Below are 21,838 nucleotides of genomic sequence, written 5' to 3' on the forward strand. Positions count from 1 at the left end.
CTTAATGGTCAAGGAGGCCGACGTGCTGAAGCTTTATGGTTTTGCCGCAAGCAATTATTTCAATATGGTCAAGCTGGCTCTGCTGGAGAAGCAGTTACCCTTTGAAATGGTTGCGCTGCATGGATGCCAGAATCCCGAGGTACTGGCAATCAGTGCCCGAGGCAAGGTGCCGATACTGGAAACCGGACAGGGTTTCATCAGTGAGACTGATGTCATCCTGCGCTACATCGAGGAAACCCAACCCGGCCGGGCGCTGCTCCCCGAGGACCCGTTCTCTCGTGCCCAGGTATGGACCATCGCCAAGGAAATCGAGCTGTATATCGAGTTGCCGGCGCGGTTGTGTTACGTCGAAGCCCTCTTCGGTTGCCGGCCCACCCCTGAAGACATCAAGGCCAAGGCGCGCCGGGACCTGCTCAAGGGATTCCAGGCCCTGGCCCAGCGTGCTCGTTTCGCACCCTATGTAGCAGGCGAGAAGTTCACCCTGGCGGATCTGTATTTTCTTTACAGCGTTGACCTTGCCCAGCAAGTTGCAGAGAAGTTGTTCGGGATGGATCTGTTGCGGGATATGCCGGGGGCGCGTGCCCTGCTTGAGCGTCTGGCGCTCAATCCGAATGTGCAGCGGGTAGCGGCCGACAGGGATGCTGAGTGGCCAGCATTCCTGGCGCGTGTGCAGGCGGTGGCGCGTAAGGCCGGGTAGATATCGTCTTGCCTCGTCGCGGCCCGGCAGGCCAGGCCGCGACGGCGACCCTTTTTAACGGCTGGCCAACAGCGCCTGACCACGAGCCACGGCAGCCCGGACTTGCTCCGGAGCTGTACCGCCGATGTGGTTACGTGCATTGACCGAGCCTTCCAGCGTCAGTACGGCGAACACGTCCTGTTCGATCTGATCGCTGAATTTACGAAGCTCTTCCAGGCTCATTTCTGCCAGATCCTTGCCGGTTTCCACGCCGTACTTCACGGCATGGCCCACGATTTCGTGGCAGTCGCGGAATGGCAGGCCGCGACGCACCAGATAGTCGGCCAGGTCGGTGGCAGTGGAGAAACCCCGCAGCGCGGCTTCACGCATGATGGCGTGCTTTGGCTTGATGGCCGGGATCATGTCGGCGAAGGCGCGCAGGGAGTCGCGCAAGGTGTCGGCTGCGTCGAACAGCGGCTCCTTGTCTTCCTGATTGTCCTTGTTGTAGGCCAGCGGCTGGCCTTTCATCAGGGTCAGCAAGCCCATCAGTGCGCCGAACACGCGGCCGCTCTTGCCGCGAACCAGCTCCGGGACGTCCGGGTTCTTCTTCTGCGGCATGATCGAACTGCCCGTGCAGAAGCGGTCCGGAAGGTCGATGAACTGGAACTGGGCACTGGTCCAGAGCACCAGCTCTTCGGAGAAACGCGACAGGTGCATCATCGCAACCGAAGCGGCAGAACAGAACTCGATGGCGAAGTCGCGATCCGAGACGCCGTCCAGCGAGTTGCCGCCTACAGCGTCGAAACCCAGCAGCTTGCAGGTCAGTTCGCGGTCGATCGGGTACGTGGTGCCCGCCAGCGCGGCGCTGCCCAGTGGCATGCGGTTCAGGCGCTTGCGGCAGTCGACCAGGCGCTCGTAGTCACGGCTGAGCATCTCGAACCAGGCCAGCATGTGGTGACCGAACGTCACTGGCTGGGCGGTCTGCAGGTGAGTGAAGCCCGGCATGATGGTTTCGGCTTCACGCTCGGCCTGTTCCAGCAGCCCTTTTTGCAGGCGGGTGATTTCGCTCAGGATCAGGTCGATTTCGTCACGCAGCCACAGGCGGATATCGGTGGCGACCTGATCGTTGCGGCTACGGCCGGTGTGCAGCTTCTTGCCGGTGATGCCGATGCGGTCGGTCAGACGCGCTTCGATGTTCATGTGCACGTCTTCCAGATCGACGCGCCACTCGAAACTGCCAGCCTCGATCTCGCTCTGGATGGTTTTCAGGCCATCGATGATGGTATCGCGTTCGGCTTCGGTCAGTACGCCGACATGGGCAAGCATCGTTGCGTGGGCGATGGAGCCCATGATGTCGTGACGATACAGGCGTTGATCAAAGGTGACGGAAGCGGTGAAGCGCGCGACGAAGGCGTCGACGGGCTCACTGAAACGGCCGCCCCAGGACTGGTTGGTCTTGTCGGTGCTCATGGAGATTTGCTCGTTGCTCTGCTGAAAGTGGCGTGCCCGGTTCTTGGCACAAGGGCGCTGGTGATGATAACAGGTTGTTGCTTTTTTATTCTCGGATGGCTTGCCGCTGACGATGCCAGGGCTGAGACTGAGCCTATGCGAAAAGACCCTTTGAATCCCAAAGTCAAAACCGATCCCGGCAAAGACTTTTTCCTGCCCGAACTGTGCCTGCCGCAGACCTTGCTGGTGCTCGTCGTACTGGCCGAGTTGCTGGTGCTGGTCATGGTGCTGCTTGAGCCCATGCGCCCGGCGTTCGACTGGGTCTGTCTGGCGCTGATGTCCATGTTCGTGCAATGGATCGTCTTGTTGTCGGCGGCCTTGCTGTGCGCGTTGCGTCCCTGGCTGGCACGCCTGCCCGCAGGCCTTGCCGGTATTCTCAGCTGTTTGCTGGTAGTCGGGCTAACCTTGTTGTGTGCGGCGGTGACGGATGTCTGCCAACTGACCGGCAGGATCTCGCCGGGCAGCATGGTTGAGCGCTATATCCGCTATTCGTTGATCGCGTTGATCATGTCGGCGCTGATGTTGCGCTATTTTTATTTGCAGAGTCAGTGGCGCAAGCAACAGCAGGGTGAGCTACAGGCCAGGATCGAATCGCTTCAGGCACGGATTCGTCCGCATTTTCTGTTCAACACGCTCAACAGTATTGCCAGCCTGGTGGCCAGTAATCCGGTCAAGGCCGAGCAGGCCGTTCTGGATCTGTCGGATCTGTTTCGGGCCAGCCTCGCCAAGCCCGGAACGCTGGTGACATGGCATGAGGAGCTGGCGTTGGCGAAACGATATTTGTCGATTGAGCAATATCGTCTCGGCGAGCGTCTACAGTTGGATTGGAGGGTGAGCGCAATTCCTGATGATTTGCCTATTCCCCAGTTGACCTTGCAGCCATTGCTGGAAAACGCTTTGATCTATGGCATTGCCCCGCGTATCGAAGGGGGCATAGTCACAGTCGAGGCAGACTATGAAGGGGGGGAGTTCATATTGTGTGTCAGCAATCCCTATGAAGAAGTTGCCACACGGCAGACTTCCAACGGTACTCAACAGGCCCTGTTGAATATAGGTGCACGCATTACGGCACTTTTTGGCCCGCACGCCAGTCTGAGCGTGGAGCGCCGTGACGGTCGTCACTACACCTGTCTACGCTATCCTTGTGCGAGACTCACGCAGGAAGCCAGAGCAATATGAATGTCCTGATCGTTGATGACGAACCCCTGGCCCGCGAGCGACTGAGCCGATTGGTCGGTGAAATCGAGGGTTACAGGGTACTTGAACCCAGCGCTACCAATGGCGAAGAAGCTTTGGCGCTGATTGAAAACCTCAAGCCAGATGTCGTGCTGCTCGATATCCGCATGCCGGGTCTCGACGGTCTTCAGGTCGCGGCGAAACTGTGCGAGCGTGAAACCCCGCCCGCAGTTGTCTTTTGTACTGCGCACGACGAATTTGCACTGGATGCCTTTCAGGTCAGTGCGGTCGGTTATCTGGTCAAACCTGTCCGCCCCGAGAATCTTCTCGAGGCACTGAGAAAAGCCGAGCGACCCAATCGCGTGCAGTTGGCAGCGATGACCCGCCCGGCTGCCGAAAGTGGCAACGGTCCGCGCAGCCATATCAGTGCGCGAACCCGCAAAGGCATTGAACTGATCCCGCTGGATCAGGTGATCTTCTTCATTGCCGACCACAAGTACGTCACTCTGCGTCATGAAGGCGGCGAAGTATTGCTGGATGAGCCGCTCAAGGCGCTGGAAGACGAGTTCGGTGATCGATTCGTGCGTATCCATCGCAATGCGCTGGTGGCACGGGAGCGGATCGAGCGTTTGCAGCGCACGCCGCTGGGGCATTTCCAGTTGTTCCTCAAGGGGCTCAATGGCGACGCCTTGATCGTCAGCCGCCGGCATGTCGCCGGGGTGCGCAAGATGATGCAACAGCTTTAGGTACGAAAAAGTGGCTGCGCTCGCCGGAAGGCTTGCAGGATGTCGAGCCGGTTCCTGTCCACAGAGAGTTGCCGTTGTGGAGGCCCCGATTTCAGGCGGGTCGCGCTTTAGCCACTGTCGTTTCGTTGATCCGGGTCATGAAGCCGTTTTTACTTTTTGAGTCAGCGCTGAAGTCGTTCAGGTTGTGCTGTTATTATCCGTCGCATCTATCAAGCACGGATTGATTCATGTCCTCTCGCGAAATCCGCATTGCCACCCGTAAAAGTGCGCTGGCCCTCTGGCAGGCCGAATATGTCAAAGCCCGGCTTGAGCAGGCTCATCCGGGGTTGATCGTGACTCTGGTGCCTATGGTCAGCCGTGGCGACAAGTTGCTCGACTCCCCGCTGTCGAAAATCGGCGGCAAAGGCCTGTTCGTCAAGGAACTGGAAACGGCTCTTCTGGAAAACGAAGCCGATATCGCCGTGCACTCGATGAAAGATGTGCCGATGGATTTCCCCGAAGGCCTCGGGCTGTTCTGCATCTGCGAGCGCGAAGACCCGCGTGATGCGTTTGTTTCCAATACGTTCAGCAGTCTGGAGCAGCTTCCTGCTGGCAGCATCGTGGGCACTTCCAGCCTGCGGCGTCAGGCTCAGTTGCTGACACGTCGTCCAGACCTGGAAATCCGGTTTCTGCGCGGTAACGTCAATACTCGGCTGGCCAAGCTGGATGCCGGAGAGTACGACGCGATCATTCTTGCGGCTGCCGGCCTGATCCGTCTGGGCTTTGAAGACCGAATCACCTCGGCCATCAGCGTCGATGACAGCCTGCCTGCCGGAGGGCAGGGCGCCGTCGGGATCGAGTGCCGCAGCGCCGATACTGAAATTCACGCATTGCTTGCGCCGCTGCATCATGGCGACACCGCCGTGCGCGTGATTGCCGAGCGTGCGCTGAACAAGCACCTCAACGGTGGTTGTCAGGTGCCTATCGCCTGCTACGCCGTGCTGGAAGGCGATCAGGTATGGTTGCGCGGTCTGGTGGGTGATCCGTCAGGCGGCCTGTTGCTGCATGCCGAGGCGCGCGCCCCGCAGACATCGGCTCAGGCGTTGGGTATCCAGGTTGCCGAAGACTTGTTGGCCCAGGGGGCGGGCAAGATTCTTCAGGCTGTCTATGGCGAGGCTCGAGAAGAATGAGTACCTGGCGTCTGTTGCTGACCCGTCCCGCCGAAGAGTCGGCAGCACTGGCCAAGGCCCTGGCCGAGACCGGCGTGTTCAGCAGCAGTCTGCCTTTGCTTGAAATCGAGCCGTTGCCGATAACACCTGCGCAACGCTCGATGATTTTCGACCTGCCTCTCTATAGCGCTGTGATTGTCGTCAGCAAGCCCGCCGCCCGGCTTGGGCTGGAACTGATCGATGAAATCTGGCCGCAACCCTTCATCCAGCCCTGGTTCAGTGTGGGCGCGGCGACAGGGCAGATTCTGCTGGACTATGGTTTGATCGGTGTGAGCTGGCCCGAGCATGGGGATGACAGCGAGGCCTTGCTTGAGCTGCCCAAATTGCAGGAGGCTATCGACATCCCGGGCAGCCGTGTGCTGATCATGCGCGGTGATGAAGGGCGCGAGCTATTGGCTGAGCGTCTGCGCGAGCAAGGTGTTAGTGTCGACTACCTGCCGTTGTATCGTCGTTTTCTGCCACAGTACCCGCCTTCGACCCTTTCTCAGCGCGTCGAATCGGAACGCTTGAACGGGCTGGTGGTCAGCAGTGGGCAGGGTTTTGAACATCTGCTCCAGTTAGCAGGCAATGCGTGGCCGAAACTGGCCGTGTTGCCTTTGTTTGTACCGAGCCCCCGGGTCGCCGAAATGGCGCGTGCCGCCGGGGCTCAAAACGTGGTTGATTGTCGTGGCGCCAACGCCGCGGCATTGCTGGCAGCGTTGCAGGATCAGCCTCAGCCTGTCGTCAAGGCGTATTGATCGACGAGTTGTCGTTTACGCTACTACGCCCAAATGCAAAGGATGGATACGTGAGCGAAACAGCCTTGCCAAAAGATGAAGAATCGGTGTTGAAAACATCGACATCCACACCCGATCCAGTGCGCCCCTTGCGTCCGGGTAATCGCAGCAACGGTCTGGTGATCCTGGCCTTGCTGCTTGGTGTTGCAGGCGTTGCCGTCGCCGGTTGGGGGGTATGGCAACTGCGCATGTTGCAGGCCGGTCACTTGCAGCAGCGAGGACAGGTTGAAAACATTGCCGAGCAGACCCTGGCCCTGACCCAGAATGACCAGCAATTGAGCGCCCGTCTTGCTCAGTTTCCTCCTGCAGACCAACTGGAAGACAGCCGTCGTCTGGTCGCGCAATTGCAGGGGGATCAGCAGCGCCTGAGCCAGCGTCTGGAAACCGTGCTGGGTGCCAGCCGCAAGGACTGGCGTCTGGCCGAGGCCGAGCATCTGCTGCGCCTTGCCAGCCTGCGCCTGTCGGCGTTGCAGGATATCAACAGTGCCCAGGCGCTGGTGCAGGGAGCCGATGAGATCCTGCGTGAGCAGGATGATCCGGGTTCGTTTGCTGCCCGTGAACAATTGGCCAAGAGCCTGGCGGCGTTGCGCAGTATCGAGCAGCCGGATCGCACGGGGCTGTTCCTGCAACTGGCGGCGTTGCGCGACCAGTCGGTGCAGCTCAACCGTCTGGCGCCCGAATACGAAGATAAAGGCGAGCCGCTGTTGGGGCTGGCCACGGACAAGAACGACGACAGTTACTGGTCCCGCTGGTGGAATCACATTTCCCATTACTTCCGTATCGACTTCAACGCCGACAAGGACATTCGTCCGGTACTGGCCGGCCAGAGTCTGGCGCAGGTCCGTCTGGCACTGAGTCTGGCGCTGGAACAGGCGCAATGGGCTGCACTCAATGGCGAGCCGAAGGTGTATACCCAGGCTCTGCTGGAAGCCAAAGGCGTCCTGCTGGCCAACTTCAATCAGGATGAGCCGCAGAGCAAGGTGATCGGCGAGCGTCTGGATACCCTGATCAAAGAGCCTGTTTCGGTGGTGACGCCGGATCTGGCGCAGAGCCTGAGCGCAGTCCAGGCCTACCTTGAGCGTCGTCATGCATCAAGCCAGCCTGCCGAGGTTCGGGGGATCAGCCCATGAAGCGCGCCTACCTGCTGCTGTTCATTGCCGTCGCTATTGCAGCGCTGATCGGCATCGCCATTGCCGAACACTCCGGCTACGTATTGATCGCCTATCAGAACTTCCGCTATGAATCGAGTCTGTGGGCGACTCTTGGCCTGCTCGTGGCGCTTGTGCTGTTGATCTTCATTGCCCGGTTACTGATCACGCTGCTCACGACATCCGGGGGCGTGGTCAACCCATGGTCGCGCCGTAACCGCAGCCGTCGGGTGCAACTGGCAATCGAACAGGGACAGATGGATCTTGCCGAAGGCCGCTGGGCCAGCGCGCAGCGTCATCTGCATCGCGCCGCCGAGTCTGATCCCCAGCCGCTGCTCTACTACCTGGGTGCGGCGCGTGCCGCCAACGAGCAGGGTCGCTACGATGAAAGTGACAACCTGCTGGAGCGTGCGCTTGAGCGTCAGCCGCAGGCGGAGCTGGCAATTGCATTGAGTCATGCGCAACTGCAACAGGACCGGGGCGATACCGACGGGGCGTTGAGCACCCTTCAGGCCATGCATGAACGTCATCCACACAATCCGCAGGTGCTGCGCCAGTTACAGCGCCTTTATCAGCAGCGGGGCGATTGGTCCGATCTGATCCGGCTGATGCCCGAGTTGCGCAAGGACAAGGTGCTGCCGCCCAGGGAACTGGCCGAGCTGGAGCGCCGTGCCTGGGGCGAGAACCTCACCCTGGCCGCGTATCGCGAGGAAGGTGACGGCGAGCCGACCGGCCTGCCTTCACTGGAAAAAGCCTGGAAAGGCCTGACCTCCGCGCAAAGACAGGAGCCGCAACTGGTGCTGGCTTATGCCGAGCAGTTGCGTCGTCTGGGGGCCGAGGCCCAGGCCGAAGAGGTGCTGCGCACTGCGCTCAAGAAGGACTACAACAGCCACTTGGCCAGGCTTTACGGTCTGGTGCGCGGCAGCGACGAATCGAAACAGTTGCAGGCTGCCGAAGGCTGGCTCAAGCATCATCCCGATGACCCGAGCCTGTTGCTGAGCCTGGGGCGTATTTGTCTGCAATCCCGTCTGTGGGGCAAGGCCCGTGATTATCTGGAAAGCAGCCTGCGGTTGCAGCGCAATCCCGAAACCTGTGCCGAACTGGCGCGGCTGCTGGCACAGATGGGCGATACCGATCGCAGCAATCAACTGTTCCAGGAAGGTCTGGGAATGCTTGATGAGCGTTTTCTGGCGCGTCCGCTTCCGGCATTGAGCAGCAACTGAATCCAGCGCCATGAAAGCCCTGCTTCAGGGCTTTCAGCCTGAAAAACATGGTCAATTCAAGCCGCTTGGTTTTCTTTCGCAGTGGCTTGGATTGCTCCTACAGTGATCAGTAAAGAATCTTCTTTCTCTGGTGTTTTATTTCCACTGTAAACAGCGAAACGTCTGTACTTTGTCGCCTTGAAAGCGTTGCGTGCTTTCCTCTACCGTAACTGTCTTCGTCATATCGTTACGGATTAGCCATGTATCTGGCCCGCACCCGTTCCTTGTTCTTCCTGGCATTCATCGCAAGTGCACTGATCATCGGTACCACCATCTACTTGCAGCGTGCGTTCGGCTTGCTCCCCTGCATCCTTTGCCTCTTGCAGCGAACCATCATTGTCGCGTGTGGCCTGCTTTGTCTGGTGGCGGCTGTTCATGGTCCGCAGGAAACCGGTTGGCGCCGTTATTGCCTGGCCCTGCTGTTGCTGTCGCTGACCGGCGTCCTGGTGGCGGGGGTTCAGATATGGCTGCAAACGGCATCTGCCGAAGAGTTGGGCTCCATCATTGGCCGACATGAATATGTGATCAATGCACTGTCGCTCGAGGGCGTGGGTGAACGGCTGCGTAACGACACTTATCTATGCGCCGAAATCAATTGGTCCCTGTTCGGTATCACCCTTCCCGAGTGGAGCCTGCTGGCTTTTGTGATCCTGAGCTTGCTGGCGTTGTATCCAATTTTCAGTGGGTTACATCGCTGGATGTCCACGGGTGGTGGCAGAGGGTATTAAACGCTTGTATGAACTTTCTCTCCTGCGTACCTTGATGGCCTTGGCGTGCGGGCATAATCTGAGCCGCACGCGTCATTGGGAGTATGCTGTCCTGACGCTTTCATCAGGCTAGGTTCTTGCGATACTGTAAGGCCAGCACAGGACCGCATGCCCCTTAAGGGAAGAGAGAACATCATGCTGGAAAGTTGTCGTAATGCTCAGGAACGCTGGGGCGGTGTCAATCTGCTGATTGACCGCTGGTTGCAGGACCGCCATGAATTGGTTCGAGCCTATGACGCTCTCGGCGATACGCCAGAGTTGCTGGCCGCGGATCGTGGGGCACTGCTGAAGTTTTGTGAAATTCTGGTCGACTACGTTTCAGCCGGTCATTTCGAGATCTATGAGCAACTGAACAGCGAAGCCCAGGCGTTCAACGATGAGCGCGGGCTTGAACTGGCCGATACGATCTATCCCCGTCTGGAAGGTATCACCAAGCTTGCTCTGACTTTCAACGATCACTGTGAAAAAGGCGATTGCTCGGATGGCGTAGTCTTTGCCAACGAGTTCAAGAAGCTGGGTGGTCTGTTGCATGAGCGCTTCGAGCTTGAAGACTGCCTGATCGAAGTCCTGCACAACTCCCACAAGGAAGAGGCGGCCTCTCAGGCCTGACCTGCTCCTGTCGTTTTCGGGGGAATGTGTATTGCCAAGGGTGCGTTCGCACCCTTTCGCATTTCTGTCTCTGCCGTTACTGCGAAACGGCGACCAGCTCGATTTCAAAGACCAGCGGCGTGAACGGGTCGATCAGATCGCCTGCGCCTTCTGCGCCATATGCCTGCGCAGAAGGAATCACCAGACGCCATTTCGCGCCCACGGGCATGCCTTGCAGGGCCGTGGTCCAGCCACTGATTACGCTGTCGAGTCGAAACCACTGCGGCTGCGTGCTCTGATCGAAGATCGTGCCGTCGGGCAAGCGGCCGACATAGCGGACTTCCACCCGGCCATTGGCTTCAGGTTTTGGCCCCGTCCCGGGTGTCAGCTCGGTCATCAGAATACCGTCGGCCAGCGTCTTCACGCCGGGCTTGGCTTTTTCGCTGTCCATGAAGCGACGCTCCGCGCTCAGGGCTGCTTCGCTCTGTGAATCGGTGCCTGAAGCTTCGGCTTGCGCCAATGCCGCGTCATGCTCTCTGAGAATCTGATCAATACGCTCTTGCTTGAGCGCCAGAGGCTTGCCCTGATAGGCCTGCTTCAAACCTTCCACCAGCGCCGTCAGGTCAAGGTCCGGGACCTCCTGATGCAGACGCTCACCCAGGCTTGCGCCCAGGCTGTAAGCAAGGTCGTGGGAGTCCTTCGCCGGAGTGGTTTCGCCGGCGTGTGCCAGGGGAATCAAGAGGAACAACGACGTTAACAGGTAGCGCGACATGAATGCTCTCCGGCCTGGGAAGTCAGCGATTATGCCAGTGCAAGGGCTTGCGGTGATGGCTCTGGGCAAGTGAATTTCGTATTGCTCCTGCAACAGTTGCGTTAATCATTTGTTGTCGTATGCAACAGGGTGCATCTGAAGCTGTCAAGATGCCCTAGCGGCGCTTCGGACAGAGGTCTAGTATGGGCCGCAATTTCGTCAGCCAGGAGGTAAGTCATGTCGGCCAAAAAGAAGCCAGTAAACACTCCATTGCATCTGCTCCAACATCTTTCGAGCAGCTTGCTCGAACATCTGGAAGACGCCTGCTCTCAAGCCTTGGCTGATGCCGAGAAACTGCTCGCCAAGCTTGAAAAACAACGCGGTAAAGCACAGGAAAAACTGCACAAGTCTCGCACCAAGTTGCAGGACGCTGCTGCTGCCGGCAAGGCAAAGGCGCAGACCAAGGCCAAGAGTGCCGTTGCAGAACTTGAAGACTTGCTCGACGCACTCAAGGATCGCCAGACCGAAACCCGCACCTACATTCTGCAACTCAAGCGCGACGCTCAAGAGAGCCTTAAACTTGCCCAGGGTGTTGGTCGTGTCAAGGAAGCCGTCAGCAAGGTTCTGACCTCGCGTGAGGCCAAGCCTGCTGCACCTGCGAAGGCTCCGGCTGCCGCCAGGAAAACTGTGGCCAAGGCACCTGCCGCCAAGGCTCCAGCTGCTGCCAAGCCAGCAGCCGCGAAAGCTCCAGCTGCGGCCAAGCCGGTTGCTGCAAAACCGGCAGCCGCCAAGGCTCCAGTGAAAGCTGTGGCCAAAACCGCTGCGGCCAAACCAGCCGCTGCAAAAACGGCCGCCAAGCCGGTTGCCAAACCTGCTGCCAAGCCAGCGGCGACCAAAGCCCCGGCAGCAGCGGCCAAACCTGCTGCGAGCAGTGCGGCAAAACCAGCGGCTAAAGCACCAGCCAAGGCCGCAGCCAAACCGGCAGCCAAGCCCGCCGCAAAACCAGCAGCCAAACCTGCTGCCAAGCCGGCGGTAAAAGCAGCCGCCGCGAAACCGGCAACGCCAGCTCCGGCAGCCAAGCCTGCTCCAGCCGCCGCAGCAACACCGGCTCCAGCAGCGCCAGCGCCATCGACCGCCAATAGCGTCACGCCAACCAGCGGGTCCTAAGGCTGGTCCGCCGCGACGCGCAGCACATGCAGCGCGTCGCGGTTCTTGCCGGCTGCCTCTGCGGATAACCCGTCCAGCCAGCGCTGCAAGTCATCTGCTTCCTCAACTGACCAGTCCTGTGTCAGTGCCTGCAATCTCACGAGCAACTGCTGCTCGGCTTCCAGCTCCAGTGTTTTCACTCGCTCGCGCAATGCGCCCAGCGATGCATCGGTTTGTGCCGCGTTACGCCATTGCGTACGTAATTCTCTGAGAGGGCGCACCACTTCATCGTGCCATGGCGTCGCCAACTGTCCGATTTCCTGTAATCGCTGCGCATCACATTTCACGCCACGTTTGCCCAGCCAGACACCACAAAGCACCATGCAGACATTGGCCCCGTTGGTTTGCAGGCGCAAGCATGCTTGCTCGACACCGGGCCTGGCATAGAAATCGAGGGTGAAACTCCAAAGGTCAGAAGGCATAGTGAGCTACCTGTTTGAGACGAAGCTGGTAGACTCCGCCGCCATTATGATTCGACTTCAAAGCCTTACCTTACAGCGTGGTCCGCAACGTCTGCTAGAAGACGCCGAGCTGACCCTGCACGCCGGCCAGAAAGCCGGCCTGATCGGTGCCAACGGCGCCGGCAAATCCAGCCTCTTCGCCTTGTTGCGTGGTGAGTTGACGCCTGACTCCGGTGATTGTCTGCTGCCTGCCGATTGGCGCATTGCGCACATGCGTCAGGAGGTCGATACCCTTGAGCGTCTGGGTGTTGATTATGTCCTGGACGGCGACCTGCGGCTGCGTGAGGTTCAGCGTCAGCTCGCTGAAGCCGAAGCGGCCCAGGACGGTGCTGCCCAGGCGCGTCTGCATGCCGAACTCGACAGCGCCGATGGTTACACCGCCGATGCCCGTGCGCGCAAATTGCTGGCGGGCCTGGGGTTCACCAACGAGCAGATGGAGCGTCAGGTCGGCAGTTTCTCCGGTGGCTGGAGGATGCGCCTGAACCTGGCGCAAGCCCTGATGTGCCCTTCGGATCTGCTGCTGCTCGATGAGCCGACCAACCACTTGGACCTCGACGCCATTCTGTGGCTGGAAGACTGGCTCAAGAGCTATCCCGGCACCTTGCTGCTGATTTCCCACGACCGTGATTTCCTCGACGCGGTGGTCGATCACATCGCCCACGTCGAACAACGCAAGATCACGCTTTATCGCGGTGGTTACAGCGCCTTCGAGCGCGCCCGTGCCGAACGTCTGGCCCAGCAGCAACAGGCTTACGAGAAGCAGCAGGCGCAACGTGCGCACATGGAAAAATACATCGCACGTTTCAAGGCTCAGGCCACCAAGGCCCGTCAGGCGCAGAGCCGGATCAAGGCCCTTGAGCGCATGGAAGAGCTGTCCGCCGCGCATGTGGACTCGCCGTTCAACTTCGTTTTCCGTGAATCCGACAAAATCTCCAGCCCGTTGCTGGACCTGTCCGAAGCACGTCTGGGCTATGGCGAAAAGACCATCCTGGAGAAGGTCAAACTGCAACTGACGCCCGGTGCCCGCATCGGTTTGCTGGGGCCTAACGGCGCGGGTAAATCGACACTGATCAAGAACCTCGCCGGTGAGCTTGAGCCGTTGGGTGGCCGTCTGGTGCGTGGCGAGAACCTGACGGTTGGCTATTTTGCCCAGCATCAGCTCGACTCTCTGGATGCCAAGGCCAACCCCTTGCTGCACTTGCAGCGTCTGGCACCGACAGAGCGTGAACAGACGTTGCGCGACTTCCTGGGTGGCTTCGACTTCCGTGGCGCTCGTCTGGACGAGCCGGTGGTGAACTTCTCCGGTGGTGAAAAGGCGCGTCTGGCGCTGGCCCTGATTGCCTGGGAAAAACCTAACCTGTTGCTGCTCGACGAACCGACCAACCACCTGGACCTGGAAATGCGCCTGGCGCTGACCATGGCCTTGCAGGAGTTCAGTGGCGCGGTGCTGGTGGTTTCCCACGACCGGCATTTGCTCAAGAGCACCACCGATGATTTCCTGCTGGTCGCCGATGGCCGGGTTCAGGAGTTCGATGGCGACCTGGATGACTACACGCGCTGGCTGGCCGATTACCGCCTGCGTAATGCGCCGGTCAGCAACACGCCGGTCAACGCCGACAAGACCGACAAGAAAGCCCAGCGTCAGCAGGCAGCAGCCTTGCGTCAGCAACTGGCTCCCCACAAACGCGAAGCCGACAAGCTTGAGCGTGAACTGGGAACCTTGCACGAGAAACTGGCCAAGGTCGAAGAAGCTCTGGCTGACAGCACCAACTACGAGGCTGCCAACAAGGACAAGCTGCGTGATCTGCTGGCAGAGCAAGCCAAGCTGAAAACACGGGAGTCCGAACTGGAAGAGGCCTGGATGGAAGCGCTGGAACTGCTTGAGTCGATGCAGGCCGAGCTGGAAGCGTTGTCGTAATTGAAGTGAGGGGCTGATGGAATTTTTCGGGTTGCCGCTGACGGCCTACTGGATCGAACCGCTCTGGCTGGGCATACAGATCCTGTTGATCCTGCTGGCGGGTTACGTGTTGCAGCGCTTGATAGGCCGTTTTCTGACCGGGCTGGGCGAACGCTACCCGCTGCCACCTGAACTTCTGGTGCCGGTCCGTGGCGGTTTGCGCTGGTTGATCATGGGCAGCGCGTTTGTCTTCGTGCTGGGCCGGCTCGGTGTTTCCGCCACTGTGCTGTGGACTGCGCTGTCAGGCTTTGTCGCGGTTGCGGCTGTCGCGTTCTTCGCCATGTGGAGTGTGCTCTCAAACCTGCTCTGCGCCATCCTGATCTTCACCATCGGCCCTTTTCGCATCGGCGATGTGGTTGAGCTGGTCGAGACGCTGGACAAGCCGGGCGTCAAAGGCCGGGTTGTTGCCATCAACCTGATGTTCACCACCCTGATCGAAATGCCCGAGACAGGTGGCGCACTGGTGCAGGTGCCGAACAGCCAGTTCTTCCAGAAAGCGGTTCGCCGCTGGCGTGGCAGCGATGTATTGCCACAGGTGATTGCCGAGAGGCCGACCGGCGAAGCGAAATAGCGGCAGGCTCGGCAGCGTAGGAGCGAATTCATTCGCGAATGAATTCGCCCCGAACCTGCATTCGGCCACTGCATGACTTCCAGACCTGCAATGCATTGGTTGTTCATGGCCTTGCCTGCCTAGAGTCGTGACCCTCTGTTTGGATTCGAGAGGGTGAAACATGCAGCCTGCGGTTATTCAAGACGATCTTCAGGGCCACATCACACGGCTCAACCCCTTGTTGGGCGCGCGGGTCGATGGCATCCAGCTGCAAGCCCTGGATGACCGGCAACTGGCGCTGGTCGAAGCGGCTCTGGTGCGTCACAAGGTATTGTTCTTCCCACATCAGCAATGGACAGCCTTGCAGCAGCGCGACTTCGCTGCGCGGCTCGGTGAGCTGCATGTGCATCCGACCTTTCAGGCGCACGCCGACACTCAGGAACTCGTGGTTTTCAACTACGACGAATCGCGCAAGGGCGCCAACGATACCTGGCATGCCGATGTGACCTTTGCCGAACGTCCGTTGAAATACGGCGTGCTGCATGCCGAAACCATTCCCGAGGTGGGTGGCGACACGCTATGGGTCGATACCGAAGCCGCCTATCAGGCATTGTCCGAACCGCTGCGCGGGTTATTGGACAGGCTGGAAGCGATTCATAGTGTTTTCCCCGCGTTCGACTATGCAAGCAAGCTGGAGCAGCCGGGCATACTCGACAACCTGCTCAGGCTGCCGCCACCCACGCGCCACCCGGTCGTGCGCCGTCATCCGGTTTCCGGGCGGCCTTCGCTGTTCATCAATCGTGCCTTTACCTCACATATCGTCGGGCTTTCCTCGCATGAATCGCGGGCCATTCTGGATCTGCTGTTCCAGCATCTGGAAAACCCTGCCTTTCAGGTCCGCTGGCGCTGGCAGGCCGGTTGTGCGGCAATCTGGGATAATCGCAGCACCCAGCACCTTGCCGTTTCGGACTATTTCCCGGCGATTCGTCGGGTACGTCGCGCCGCCGTGCTCGAAGAGCAGCGTCCGCAAGCCGCCAACCCGTTGAATGGAATCCAGCCATGAGCTTCGTATCGCGAGCCCTGAGTGCATCCTTGTTACTGTTGATGAGCGCTTGGCTGAGCATCGCAACCGTGCAGGCCGAAGAAGCTCCTGAAGTGATTCGCATCGGCGTGCCGGATTTGAGTACCCGTAATAAACCCTACGCGCCGGGAGCGCTGGGTATTGCCCAGCGTCAGCACCAGTTGGAAGAGGCTTTCGCCAGTCGCGGTACGCGCATCGAATGGCACTTTTTCCGTGGCGCAGGCCCGGCAATCAACGAGGCTTTGGCCAATGGCCAACTGGATGTGGTCGGCCTTGGTGATCTGGCCGCGATTATCGGTCGTTCCGGTGGCTTGAAGACTCGTGTGTTGATGGGGTCGCGTGGCAGCAATATGTTCTTGGCCAGCCGCCCCGAGGCAAACATTGCGCGAGTCGAAGACCTGAAAGGCAAACGGGTCGCTCTCTATCGCGGCACAGCCGATCAACTGTCGTTTGGTCGCCTGCTGGCGGAGGCCGGTTTGCGCGAGCAGGACCTGAAAATCACCAGCCTGGACTGGAGTGCCGCGGCGGCGGCACTGCTGGCTGGCCAGGTCGATGCGACCTGGTCGAATTTCAACGTACTGAGTTTGCGGGACAAGGGCATGGCTATTCCGCTGAGTACTCAGACACTGTCGCCACACGCCACCGTTCAGGGCACCACGCTGGCCACTCAGGACTTTATCGACCGTTACCCGCAGGCCACGCAGACACTGGTCGATGTGCTGGTGGATATTGCTGGCAGCCTGTCCGAGCCAGTCGGTTACCAGCAATATCTGGTGGGTCAGGAGCAGGCCAGCGGCATTCCGGTGGCGCTGGCGAAGGAAGAAAGCAAAGGCGCGGATCTGCGTTTTCGCTCCTCGCCACGGCTGGACAGCTTTCTGACGGCAAGCCTGGAAGAGAGCCTGCGCCAGGCCCATGAGTTGCGCCTTGTTCGTCGGCAGTTCGATGTTACCCAATGGCTTGAGCCGCGTTTTGTCGAGCAGTCCATCGCTCGTCACGGCGCATCGCCATGGCCGCGCTACGATGCTCAAGGCAAGGCGCAGCCCTGATTTCTACAGCGCCAGTTGACGCGCCACTTCGTAAGTTGGCCGGGCTGCGGCGCTGCTGCCGGAGTCGTCGATATCCAGCAGCGTTTCGATCATGCAGCGGGCTTCGTTGCTCAAAGGCTGATCGGCGCGCTGCACGATGACAAAGCAGGCGCCGCCATCGCGCAGCAACAGCGGCTCATCGAGGCAGCGCAGGCGCTGGAACGCGCCCGAGGCGGTCAGGGATTCTATGACCTCCAGTTGTGCGACACCGATGCTGTCGGACGACGCCACCAGTTTGGGCAGCAGGTCGTTGTACTGGGTTTCCAGATTCAGCGCCGGTCCTTTTGAACCCCATTGCTCCTGAAGCAGACCGCGTAGCTCCAGCGGCAGCATGGCGGCTGCACGGGGGTAATCCACCAGTTGCCGGAAGTGTGGGGCGGGATGGCCGAGTAGCGGGTGGCCGGCCCGACAGAACAACCCGAAACGCCGGAAGCGCAATGGTCTGGCCAGATAGCGGGTGTCGATATCCATATGCCGCAGGTCTGCCACCAGAAAACTGATCAGCCCTTCATCGAGCATCGTCAGCAGGCTGGACGGCTTGTCCACGCGCACTTCCATGACGGTTTGCGGGAACACGCCGACGAAGCTGGCCAGTGCCTGAGGCAACAGGTGGGCCGAGACCAGCGGGCCAACCCCCACACTCAAGCGGCTGGTGCCTGGGCAAGACTCATCGGCGGCCATCTCGTCACGCAGGTTACTGGCCTCAGCCAGCAGGCGAGTCGCACGTCCACGCAATGCTTCGCCTTTGGCGGTCAGTACCACGCCACGGCTGCCACGTTCTACCAACGGGCCACCCAGTTCGTTTTCCAGCCCCTGAATGCTGCGGCTGAAAGCGGATTGAGTGATGCAGGCGGTTTCGGCTGCACGGGTGAAGTTCAGGTGGTTGGCCAAGGCCAGGAAATGGCGAAGCTGGCGTAAATCCATGGGTCAGACCTTTGAGTCATGCCTGTGATGCGATTAATGAATTTCCCGCTGCCGATGCCTCTTGCTACAACAGCCCCGCATCGCTGGCTACCGCCCAACGTGCAGGCCGGCATTATCCGGTGGCCTTGAGCCAGGGCGGAAAGATCAAAAACGCATAACCTTAGCCGCGTCCGGGCAACACGCTCCGCTACCACCACCCAGGAGGTTTCGCCGACGCCTTAGCATGAGCCTTAACAATGAAGCCTCCTTTTTCCCTGCTCCCACTTGCAGCACTGACCTTGCTGCCGCTGTTTTCTCCGGCACAGGCGGCGTCCTCCAGCCAGCCTGAGGCAGAACAGGCCGATACTGCTCTGAAAGCCGTTACGGTTACGGCCACACGCCGCGAGTCGAGCCTGCAGAAAGTGCCGGTTGCGGTCTCCGTGGTCGATGGCGAACAACTCGAACGAGAAAACCGCAACAGTGTGGCGAGCATTGTGCAGCAGGTCCCGACCCTCAATTTCCGGACTGCGGCGTCGAGCAAGGACACTTCGCTGTTTGTACGCGGCGTTGGCACCATCTCCACTTCGCCGGGTGTCGAACCCAGCGTATCGACCGTGATCGATGGCGTGGTGTATGGCCGTCCCGGTCAATCAACCCTGGACTTGATGGAAGTGGAGCGCATCGAAGTGCTGCGTGGCCCTCAGGGCACGCTGTTCGGTCGTAACGCTTCGGCTGGCGTGTTGAACGTGGTCAGCCGTGACATCCCTGAAAAGACACGCGGTTATGCCGATTACTCGTTTTTCGGCAAGGGCAACGAACAACGCTTGCGCTTTGGTCTGGGCGGTGCGCTGACCGATACGGTCAAGGCATCCCTGAGTACCTTGTGGGCCGATTACGACGGCAATGTACGCAACGACTACAACGGCGACAGCGTCAATGGCTACGGTACCAAAGGGCTGCGCGGCAAGTTGCAGCTCGACCCCTCCGAGAATCTGCGGGTCACCCTGATCGGTGATTACACCGAAGCCAGGAATACCGTGCCAAACGGTGTTCCTTACCAGGCTACCAGCAGTTTCGCGACATCCTTCGCACCTGGTCGGGCCACCTCGACCAACCGCGACGTGCAGAACGATTTCCGGACTCATGCCGAGGACACCCACAAAGGCCTGTCGGCACAACTGGACTGGTCGCTGGGCGCTTATACATTGACGTCGATCACTGCCTGGCGCGGCTGGGACAACGATCAGTCTCAGGATCAGGACCGACTCGCCGGTCTGCCTGTCGATGCATTGCACGATACCGGTCAGGTCGATTACGACCAGTTCAGCCAGGAATTGCGGCTGGCTTCGCCCACCGGGCAGTTCTTCGAGTATGTCGCCGGGGTCTACCTCTATCACGGCGAATCGAAAGAGGACTATCTGAGGAGGCTGGTCACTCTGGGCAATGCGCAATCGGCCACTGGCAAGTTCAGCGCTACCAACGACAGCTATGCGCTGTTCGGCGAAAGCACCTTGAATTTCACGGATGACTGGCGTGCCATTATCGGCCTGCGCCTGACTCGCGACGAAGTGGAGTACGACCACCAGCGGGTTTCCACTTCGCCGCTGACCTTGCGGGCAATGCGTCCTTCTTTCGCTTCGTCCGGTTCACACAGCGATAGCGGGGTATCTGGTCGATTGGGCCTGCAACACGACTTCAACGAAAACCTCACGGGTTACGTCACCTATTCGCGGGGCTACAAAGGGCCGGCCTATAACGTCTATTTCCAGATGTACGATCTGGACACCGAGGCGCTTGATCCGGAAACCTCGAACAACTACGAGATCGGCCTGAAAAGCACGGCGCTGGATCGTCGCCTGACCGCCAACCTGGCGATATTCCGTAGTGATTTCGATAACTATCAGGCCAACTTTTTCGACCAGGTGGGTGGTTCGCCGGTGACTCGGCTGATCAATGCCGGTTCCGTTCGCAGCGAGGGTGCTGAACTGGACCTGGCACTGCAAGCCACCCAGCAATTGAAACTCAGTGGTGCGCTGGCTTATACCCAGGCCCGCATCGAAGATTTCCAGTGCCCGCCTGCGGCTGCGGCCAGTTGCAACGTCAACGGCAAGCCCTTGCCGTTTGCGCCTGACTGGAAAAGTTACGTGCGCGCCGACTACAGCATTCCTCTGCAGAACGGTCTGGATCTGGAGCTGAGCAGCGATTACAGCTGGCAGAGCGAAGTGCAGTACAGCCTCGATCAGAACCTCGACACCCGCCAGGGCTCTTATGGCATCTGGAATGCCAGCGTGGCACTGGCCGATTACAACCAGGGCTGGCGCGTGGCCTTGCTGGGCCGCAATCTGGCTGACCGCTCCTATGCCACGTTGCTGACGTCCAGTACTGGCGGCATTACCCGCATGGTGCCGCGTGATGACGAGCGTTACTTTGGCGTGCAGGTGCGCAAGGATTTCTGATGAGCCTGCCGAACTTTATCGTCATAGTCGCAGACCAGTTGCGGGTCGATTGCCTGCCGGGTTTCAACCCGCGCAGCCCGGTGCAGACTCCGCACCTGGATCGTCTCGCCGGGCGTGGTGTGCGCTTCAGCGAGGCGTTCACCCAGCACAGCGTCTGTTCGCCGTCGCGGGTGTCGTTTCTGTCCGGGCGCTATCCCCACGTCAATGGCCATCGCTCCTTGCAGTATCTGCTCGGCCAGCAGGAGCCCAACTTTCTGCGCAGCTTCAAGGAAAGCGGTTATCACGTGGTCCATGCCGGCGCACGGGGCGATACCTTCGCTGCCGGAGCAGCCGAGCTGTCACTCGACGAGCACGGTTTTGCCGATCCGGCACTGAGCAGCCTTGCCGATTTCATGGGCAAGAATCACGGTCAGGAACGTGATGAGATGGCCCGTGCTCACTATCGTGGCGAGCGTCCTGGCGATGTCGTCGATTTTGACGAGGCCACGATCCGCACTGCCGAGCAATGGCTGAACGGCGCACCCGCGAAACCCTGGGTGCTGTATATCCCGTTGATCTTTCCGCATCCGCCGTTTGCCGTGGAACAACCCTGGTTTTCGCAATACCCGCGTGAAGCGGTTGAGGTGCCGCGTCATGCCACTGGCCCGCGAGCAGGCTTCTATGCCGAACTCGCCCGGCGGCATGGCTGGGATCGTCTGACCGAGGAGCTGTGGCGAGAGATTCGCGGGGTCTACTACGGCATGATTTCGCGACTCGACAGCCATGTCGGACGGCTGCTCGACGGGCTGCAAGCCAGTACCGGTGCCGACAATACATTTGTCACCTTTTTCTCCGATCACGGCGAATATCTGGGGGACTTCGGGCTGGTGGAAAAATGGCCAGCAGGTGTTGATGAATGTCTGGTGCGTACGCCGCTGATCGTTGCCGGTCCCGGCCTTGCTGGCGGCGAGCGCAGCGATGCACTGGTTGAGCTGATCGACGTGTTCCCGACGCTATTGGACCTGGCTGGAGTGAGTGCCGGGCATGCTCACTTCGGACGCAGTTTCTCGGCCTGTCTGTACGATCCGGCGGCCACGCATCGTGATGAAGCATTCAGTGAAGGTGGTTTTCGTATCGAAGAGGCCGACCTGCTGGAGCGCGGGCCTTTCCCTTACGACATCAAGAGCCAGTTGCAGCATGATCGGCCGGAACTGGTGGGCAAGGTCGTGGCGCTGCGCAATCGTGAATGGACTTACGTATGGCGGCTGTATGAGCCCGGCGAGCTTTATCATCGCCCCAGCGATCCCCACGAGCAGCATAATCTGGCCGGTCAGGCGCGTTATGCCTCACTTGAGCAGCAGCTTGCGATGCGGGTATTGCGCTGGTTGCTGGACACTGCCGATGTGATCGACACCCGACAATGGGAGCGTTTCGCGGCGGTGGACCTGCCGCGCCCTGCCAGTCCTCGCTGAGCACGCGCTTTTCTAAGTTTTTCTCTGGCTACTTCATGCGCTAAAGACTAATTTAGCGCCTGACGGATTAGCTTGAGGTGT

Annotated in this window: 20 protein-coding genes; 16 read left to right on the forward strand and 4 right to left on the reverse strand. The window is 59.8% G+C overall.

Features of this window, described 5'->3' with window-relative positions; genetic code table 11:
• Positions 1 to 22 precede the first annotated feature (22 nt).
• Positions 23 to 697: a glutathione S-transferase family protein gene (locus tag ACODS3_RS21410; protein WP_201019441.1), complete on the forward strand. Its 675-nt coding sequence runs from the start codon at positions 23 to 25 to the stop codon at positions 695 to 697.
• 54 nt (positions 698 to 751) lie between these two features.
• Here the strand turns inward: ACODS3_RS21410 and argH are convergent, their stop codons facing one another.
• A complete protein-coding gene (argH, locus tag ACODS3_RS21415) occupies positions 752 to 2,146 on the reverse strand; it encodes an argininosuccinate lyase (RefSeq protein WP_489036160.1) in 1,395 nt (464 codons plus the stop codon).
• A gap of 135 nt (positions 2,147 to 2,281) precedes the next feature.
• Here argH and ACODS3_RS21420 point away from each other — a divergent pair, with 135 nt between their 5' ends.
• The 8 genes from ACODS3_RS21420 (at position 2,282) to rsd (ending at position 9,877) form a co-directional block, all read left to right on the forward strand.
• Entirely contained in the window at positions 2,282 to 3,364 is a 1,083-nt protein-coding gene (locus tag ACODS3_RS21420; RefSeq protein ID WP_201019440.1) for a sensor histidine kinase, read from the forward strand.
• The gene (locus ACODS3_RS21425) at positions 3,361 to 4,107 is read left to right on the forward strand and encodes a LytR/AlgR family response regulator transcription factor (protein ID WP_201001108.1); all 747 of its coding nucleotides are present in this window, start codon (positions 3,361 to 3,363) and stop codon (positions 4,105 to 4,107) included. The genes ACODS3_RS21420 and ACODS3_RS21425 overlap by 4 nt, the downstream gene beginning before the upstream one ends.
• Positions 4,108 to 4,334: 227 nt before the next feature.
• The gene (gene hemC / locus ACODS3_RS21430) at positions 4,335 to 5,276 is read left to right on the forward strand and encodes a hydroxymethylbilane synthase (protein WP_201001109.1); all 942 of its coding nucleotides are present in this window, start codon (positions 4,335 to 4,337) and stop codon (positions 5,274 to 5,276) included.
• The gene (locus ACODS3_RS21435) at positions 5,273 to 6,052 is read left to right on the forward strand and encodes a uroporphyrinogen-III synthase (RefSeq protein ID WP_201001111.1); all 780 of its coding nucleotides are present in this window, start codon (positions 5,273 to 5,275) and stop codon (positions 6,050 to 6,052) included. Before hemC ends, ACODS3_RS21435 begins: the two co-directional genes overlap by 4 nt.
• Before the next feature lie 50 nt (positions 6,053 to 6,102).
• Complete coding sequence (locus ACODS3_RS21440; protein ID WP_201019439.1) at positions 6,103 to 7,221, forward strand: uroporphyrinogen-III C-methyltransferase; 1,119 nt, start codon at positions 6,103 to 6,105, stop codon at positions 7,219 to 7,221.
• Positions 7,218 to 8,462: a heme biosynthesis protein HemY gene (locus tag ACODS3_RS21445; RefSeq protein ID WP_489036164.1), complete on the forward strand. Its 1,245-nt coding sequence runs from the start codon at positions 7,218 to 7,220 to the stop codon at positions 8,460 to 8,462. Before ACODS3_RS21440 ends, ACODS3_RS21445 begins: the two co-directional genes overlap by 4 nt.
• A 239-nt stretch (positions 8,463 to 8,701) precedes the next feature.
• Positions 8,702 to 9,229, forward strand: a complete 528-nt coding sequence (locus tag ACODS3_RS21450; protein ID WP_304574132.1) for a disulfide bond formation protein B — start codon at positions 8,702 to 8,704, stop codon at positions 9,227 to 9,229.
• Positions 9,230 to 9,403: 174 nt separating this feature from the next.
• Positions 9,404 to 9,877: a sigma D regulator gene (gene rsd / locus ACODS3_RS21455; protein ID WP_201001118.1), complete on the forward strand. Its 474-nt coding sequence runs from the start codon at positions 9,404 to 9,406 to the stop codon at positions 9,875 to 9,877.
• A gap of 76 nt (positions 9,878 to 9,953) precedes the next feature.
• On the opposite strand, the gene ACODS3_RS21460 is transcribed toward rsd, so the two are convergent.
• Entirely contained in the window at positions 9,954 to 10,628 is a 675-nt protein-coding gene (locus tag ACODS3_RS21460; protein ID WP_489036167.1) for an FKBP-type peptidyl-prolyl cis-trans isomerase, read from the reverse strand.
• Between the two features lie 216 nt (positions 10,629 to 10,844).
• Here ACODS3_RS21460 and ACODS3_RS21465 point away from each other — a divergent pair, with 216 nt between their 5' ends.
• Entirely contained in the window at positions 10,845 to 11,774 is a 930-nt protein-coding gene (locus ACODS3_RS21465) for an AlgP family protein (protein WP_489036169.1), read from the forward strand.
• On the opposite strand, the gene ACODS3_RS21470 is transcribed toward ACODS3_RS21465, so the two are convergent.
• On the reverse strand, positions 11,771 to 12,235 hold the full coding sequence (locus ACODS3_RS21470) for a TIGR02444 family protein (protein ID WP_304574129.1): 465 nt from the start codon (positions 12,233 to 12,235) through the stop codon (positions 11,771 to 11,773). The genes ACODS3_RS21465 and ACODS3_RS21470 overlap by 4 nt on opposite strands.
• 46 nt (positions 12,236 to 12,281) lie before the next feature.
• Here ACODS3_RS21470 and ACODS3_RS21475 point away from each other — a divergent pair, with 46 nt between their 5' ends.
• The 4 genes from ACODS3_RS21475 to ACODS3_RS21490 all read left to right on the forward strand — a co-directional run bounded on the left by ACODS3_RS21475 (position 12,282) and on the right by ACODS3_RS21490 (position 16,908).
• Positions 12,282 to 14,192 carry an ATP-binding cassette domain-containing protein gene (locus tag ACODS3_RS21475; protein WP_304574128.1) on the forward strand — a complete coding sequence of 637 codons (1,911 nt, stop codon included), beginning with the start codon at positions 12,282 to 12,284 and terminating at the stop codon, positions 14,190 to 14,192.
• Between the two features lie 16 nt (positions 14,193 to 14,208).
• Positions 14,209 to 14,802, forward strand: a complete 594-nt coding sequence (locus ACODS3_RS21480; RefSeq protein ID WP_201019432.1) for a mechanosensitive ion channel family protein — start codon at positions 14,209 to 14,211, stop codon at positions 14,800 to 14,802.
• A 160-nt stretch (positions 14,803 to 14,962) separates the two neighbouring features.
• Positions 14,963 to 15,844 carry a TauD/TfdA dioxygenase family protein gene (locus ACODS3_RS21485; protein WP_201019431.1) on the forward strand — a complete coding sequence of 294 codons (882 nt, stop codon included), beginning with the start codon at positions 14,963 to 14,965 and terminating at the stop codon, positions 15,842 to 15,844.
• Complete coding sequence (locus ACODS3_RS21490; RefSeq protein ID WP_489036172.1) at positions 15,841 to 16,908, forward strand: ABC transporter substrate-binding protein; 1,068 nt, start codon at positions 15,841 to 15,843, stop codon at positions 16,906 to 16,908. Before ACODS3_RS21485 ends, ACODS3_RS21490 begins: the two co-directional genes overlap by 4 nt.
• 3 nt (positions 16,909 to 16,911) lie before the next feature.
• Here ACODS3_RS21490 and ACODS3_RS21495 read toward each other — a convergent pair whose 3' ends face one another.
• Entirely contained in the window at positions 16,912 to 17,871 is a 960-nt protein-coding gene (locus ACODS3_RS21495) for a LysR family transcriptional regulator (RefSeq protein ID WP_201019429.1), read from the reverse strand.
• A 236-nt stretch (positions 17,872 to 18,107) separates the two neighbouring features.
• On the opposite strand from ACODS3_RS21495, the gene ACODS3_RS21500 reads away from it, so the two are divergent.
• Both ACODS3_RS21500 and ACODS3_RS21505 read left to right on the forward strand, forming a co-directional pair.
• A complete protein-coding gene (locus ACODS3_RS21500; RefSeq protein ID WP_201019428.1) occupies positions 18,108 to 20,306 on the forward strand; it encodes a TonB-dependent receptor in 2,199 nt (732 codons plus the stop codon).
• Positions 20,306 to 21,757, forward strand: a complete 1,452-nt coding sequence (locus ACODS3_RS21505) for a sulfatase family protein (protein ID WP_489036175.1) — start codon at positions 20,306 to 20,308, stop codon at positions 21,755 to 21,757. Before ACODS3_RS21500 ends, ACODS3_RS21505 begins: the two co-directional genes overlap by 1 nt.
• The last annotated feature ends 81 nt before the right edge of the window (positions 21,758 to 21,838 follow it).

This window comes from Pseudomonas sp. FG43 (assembly GCF_057809175.1).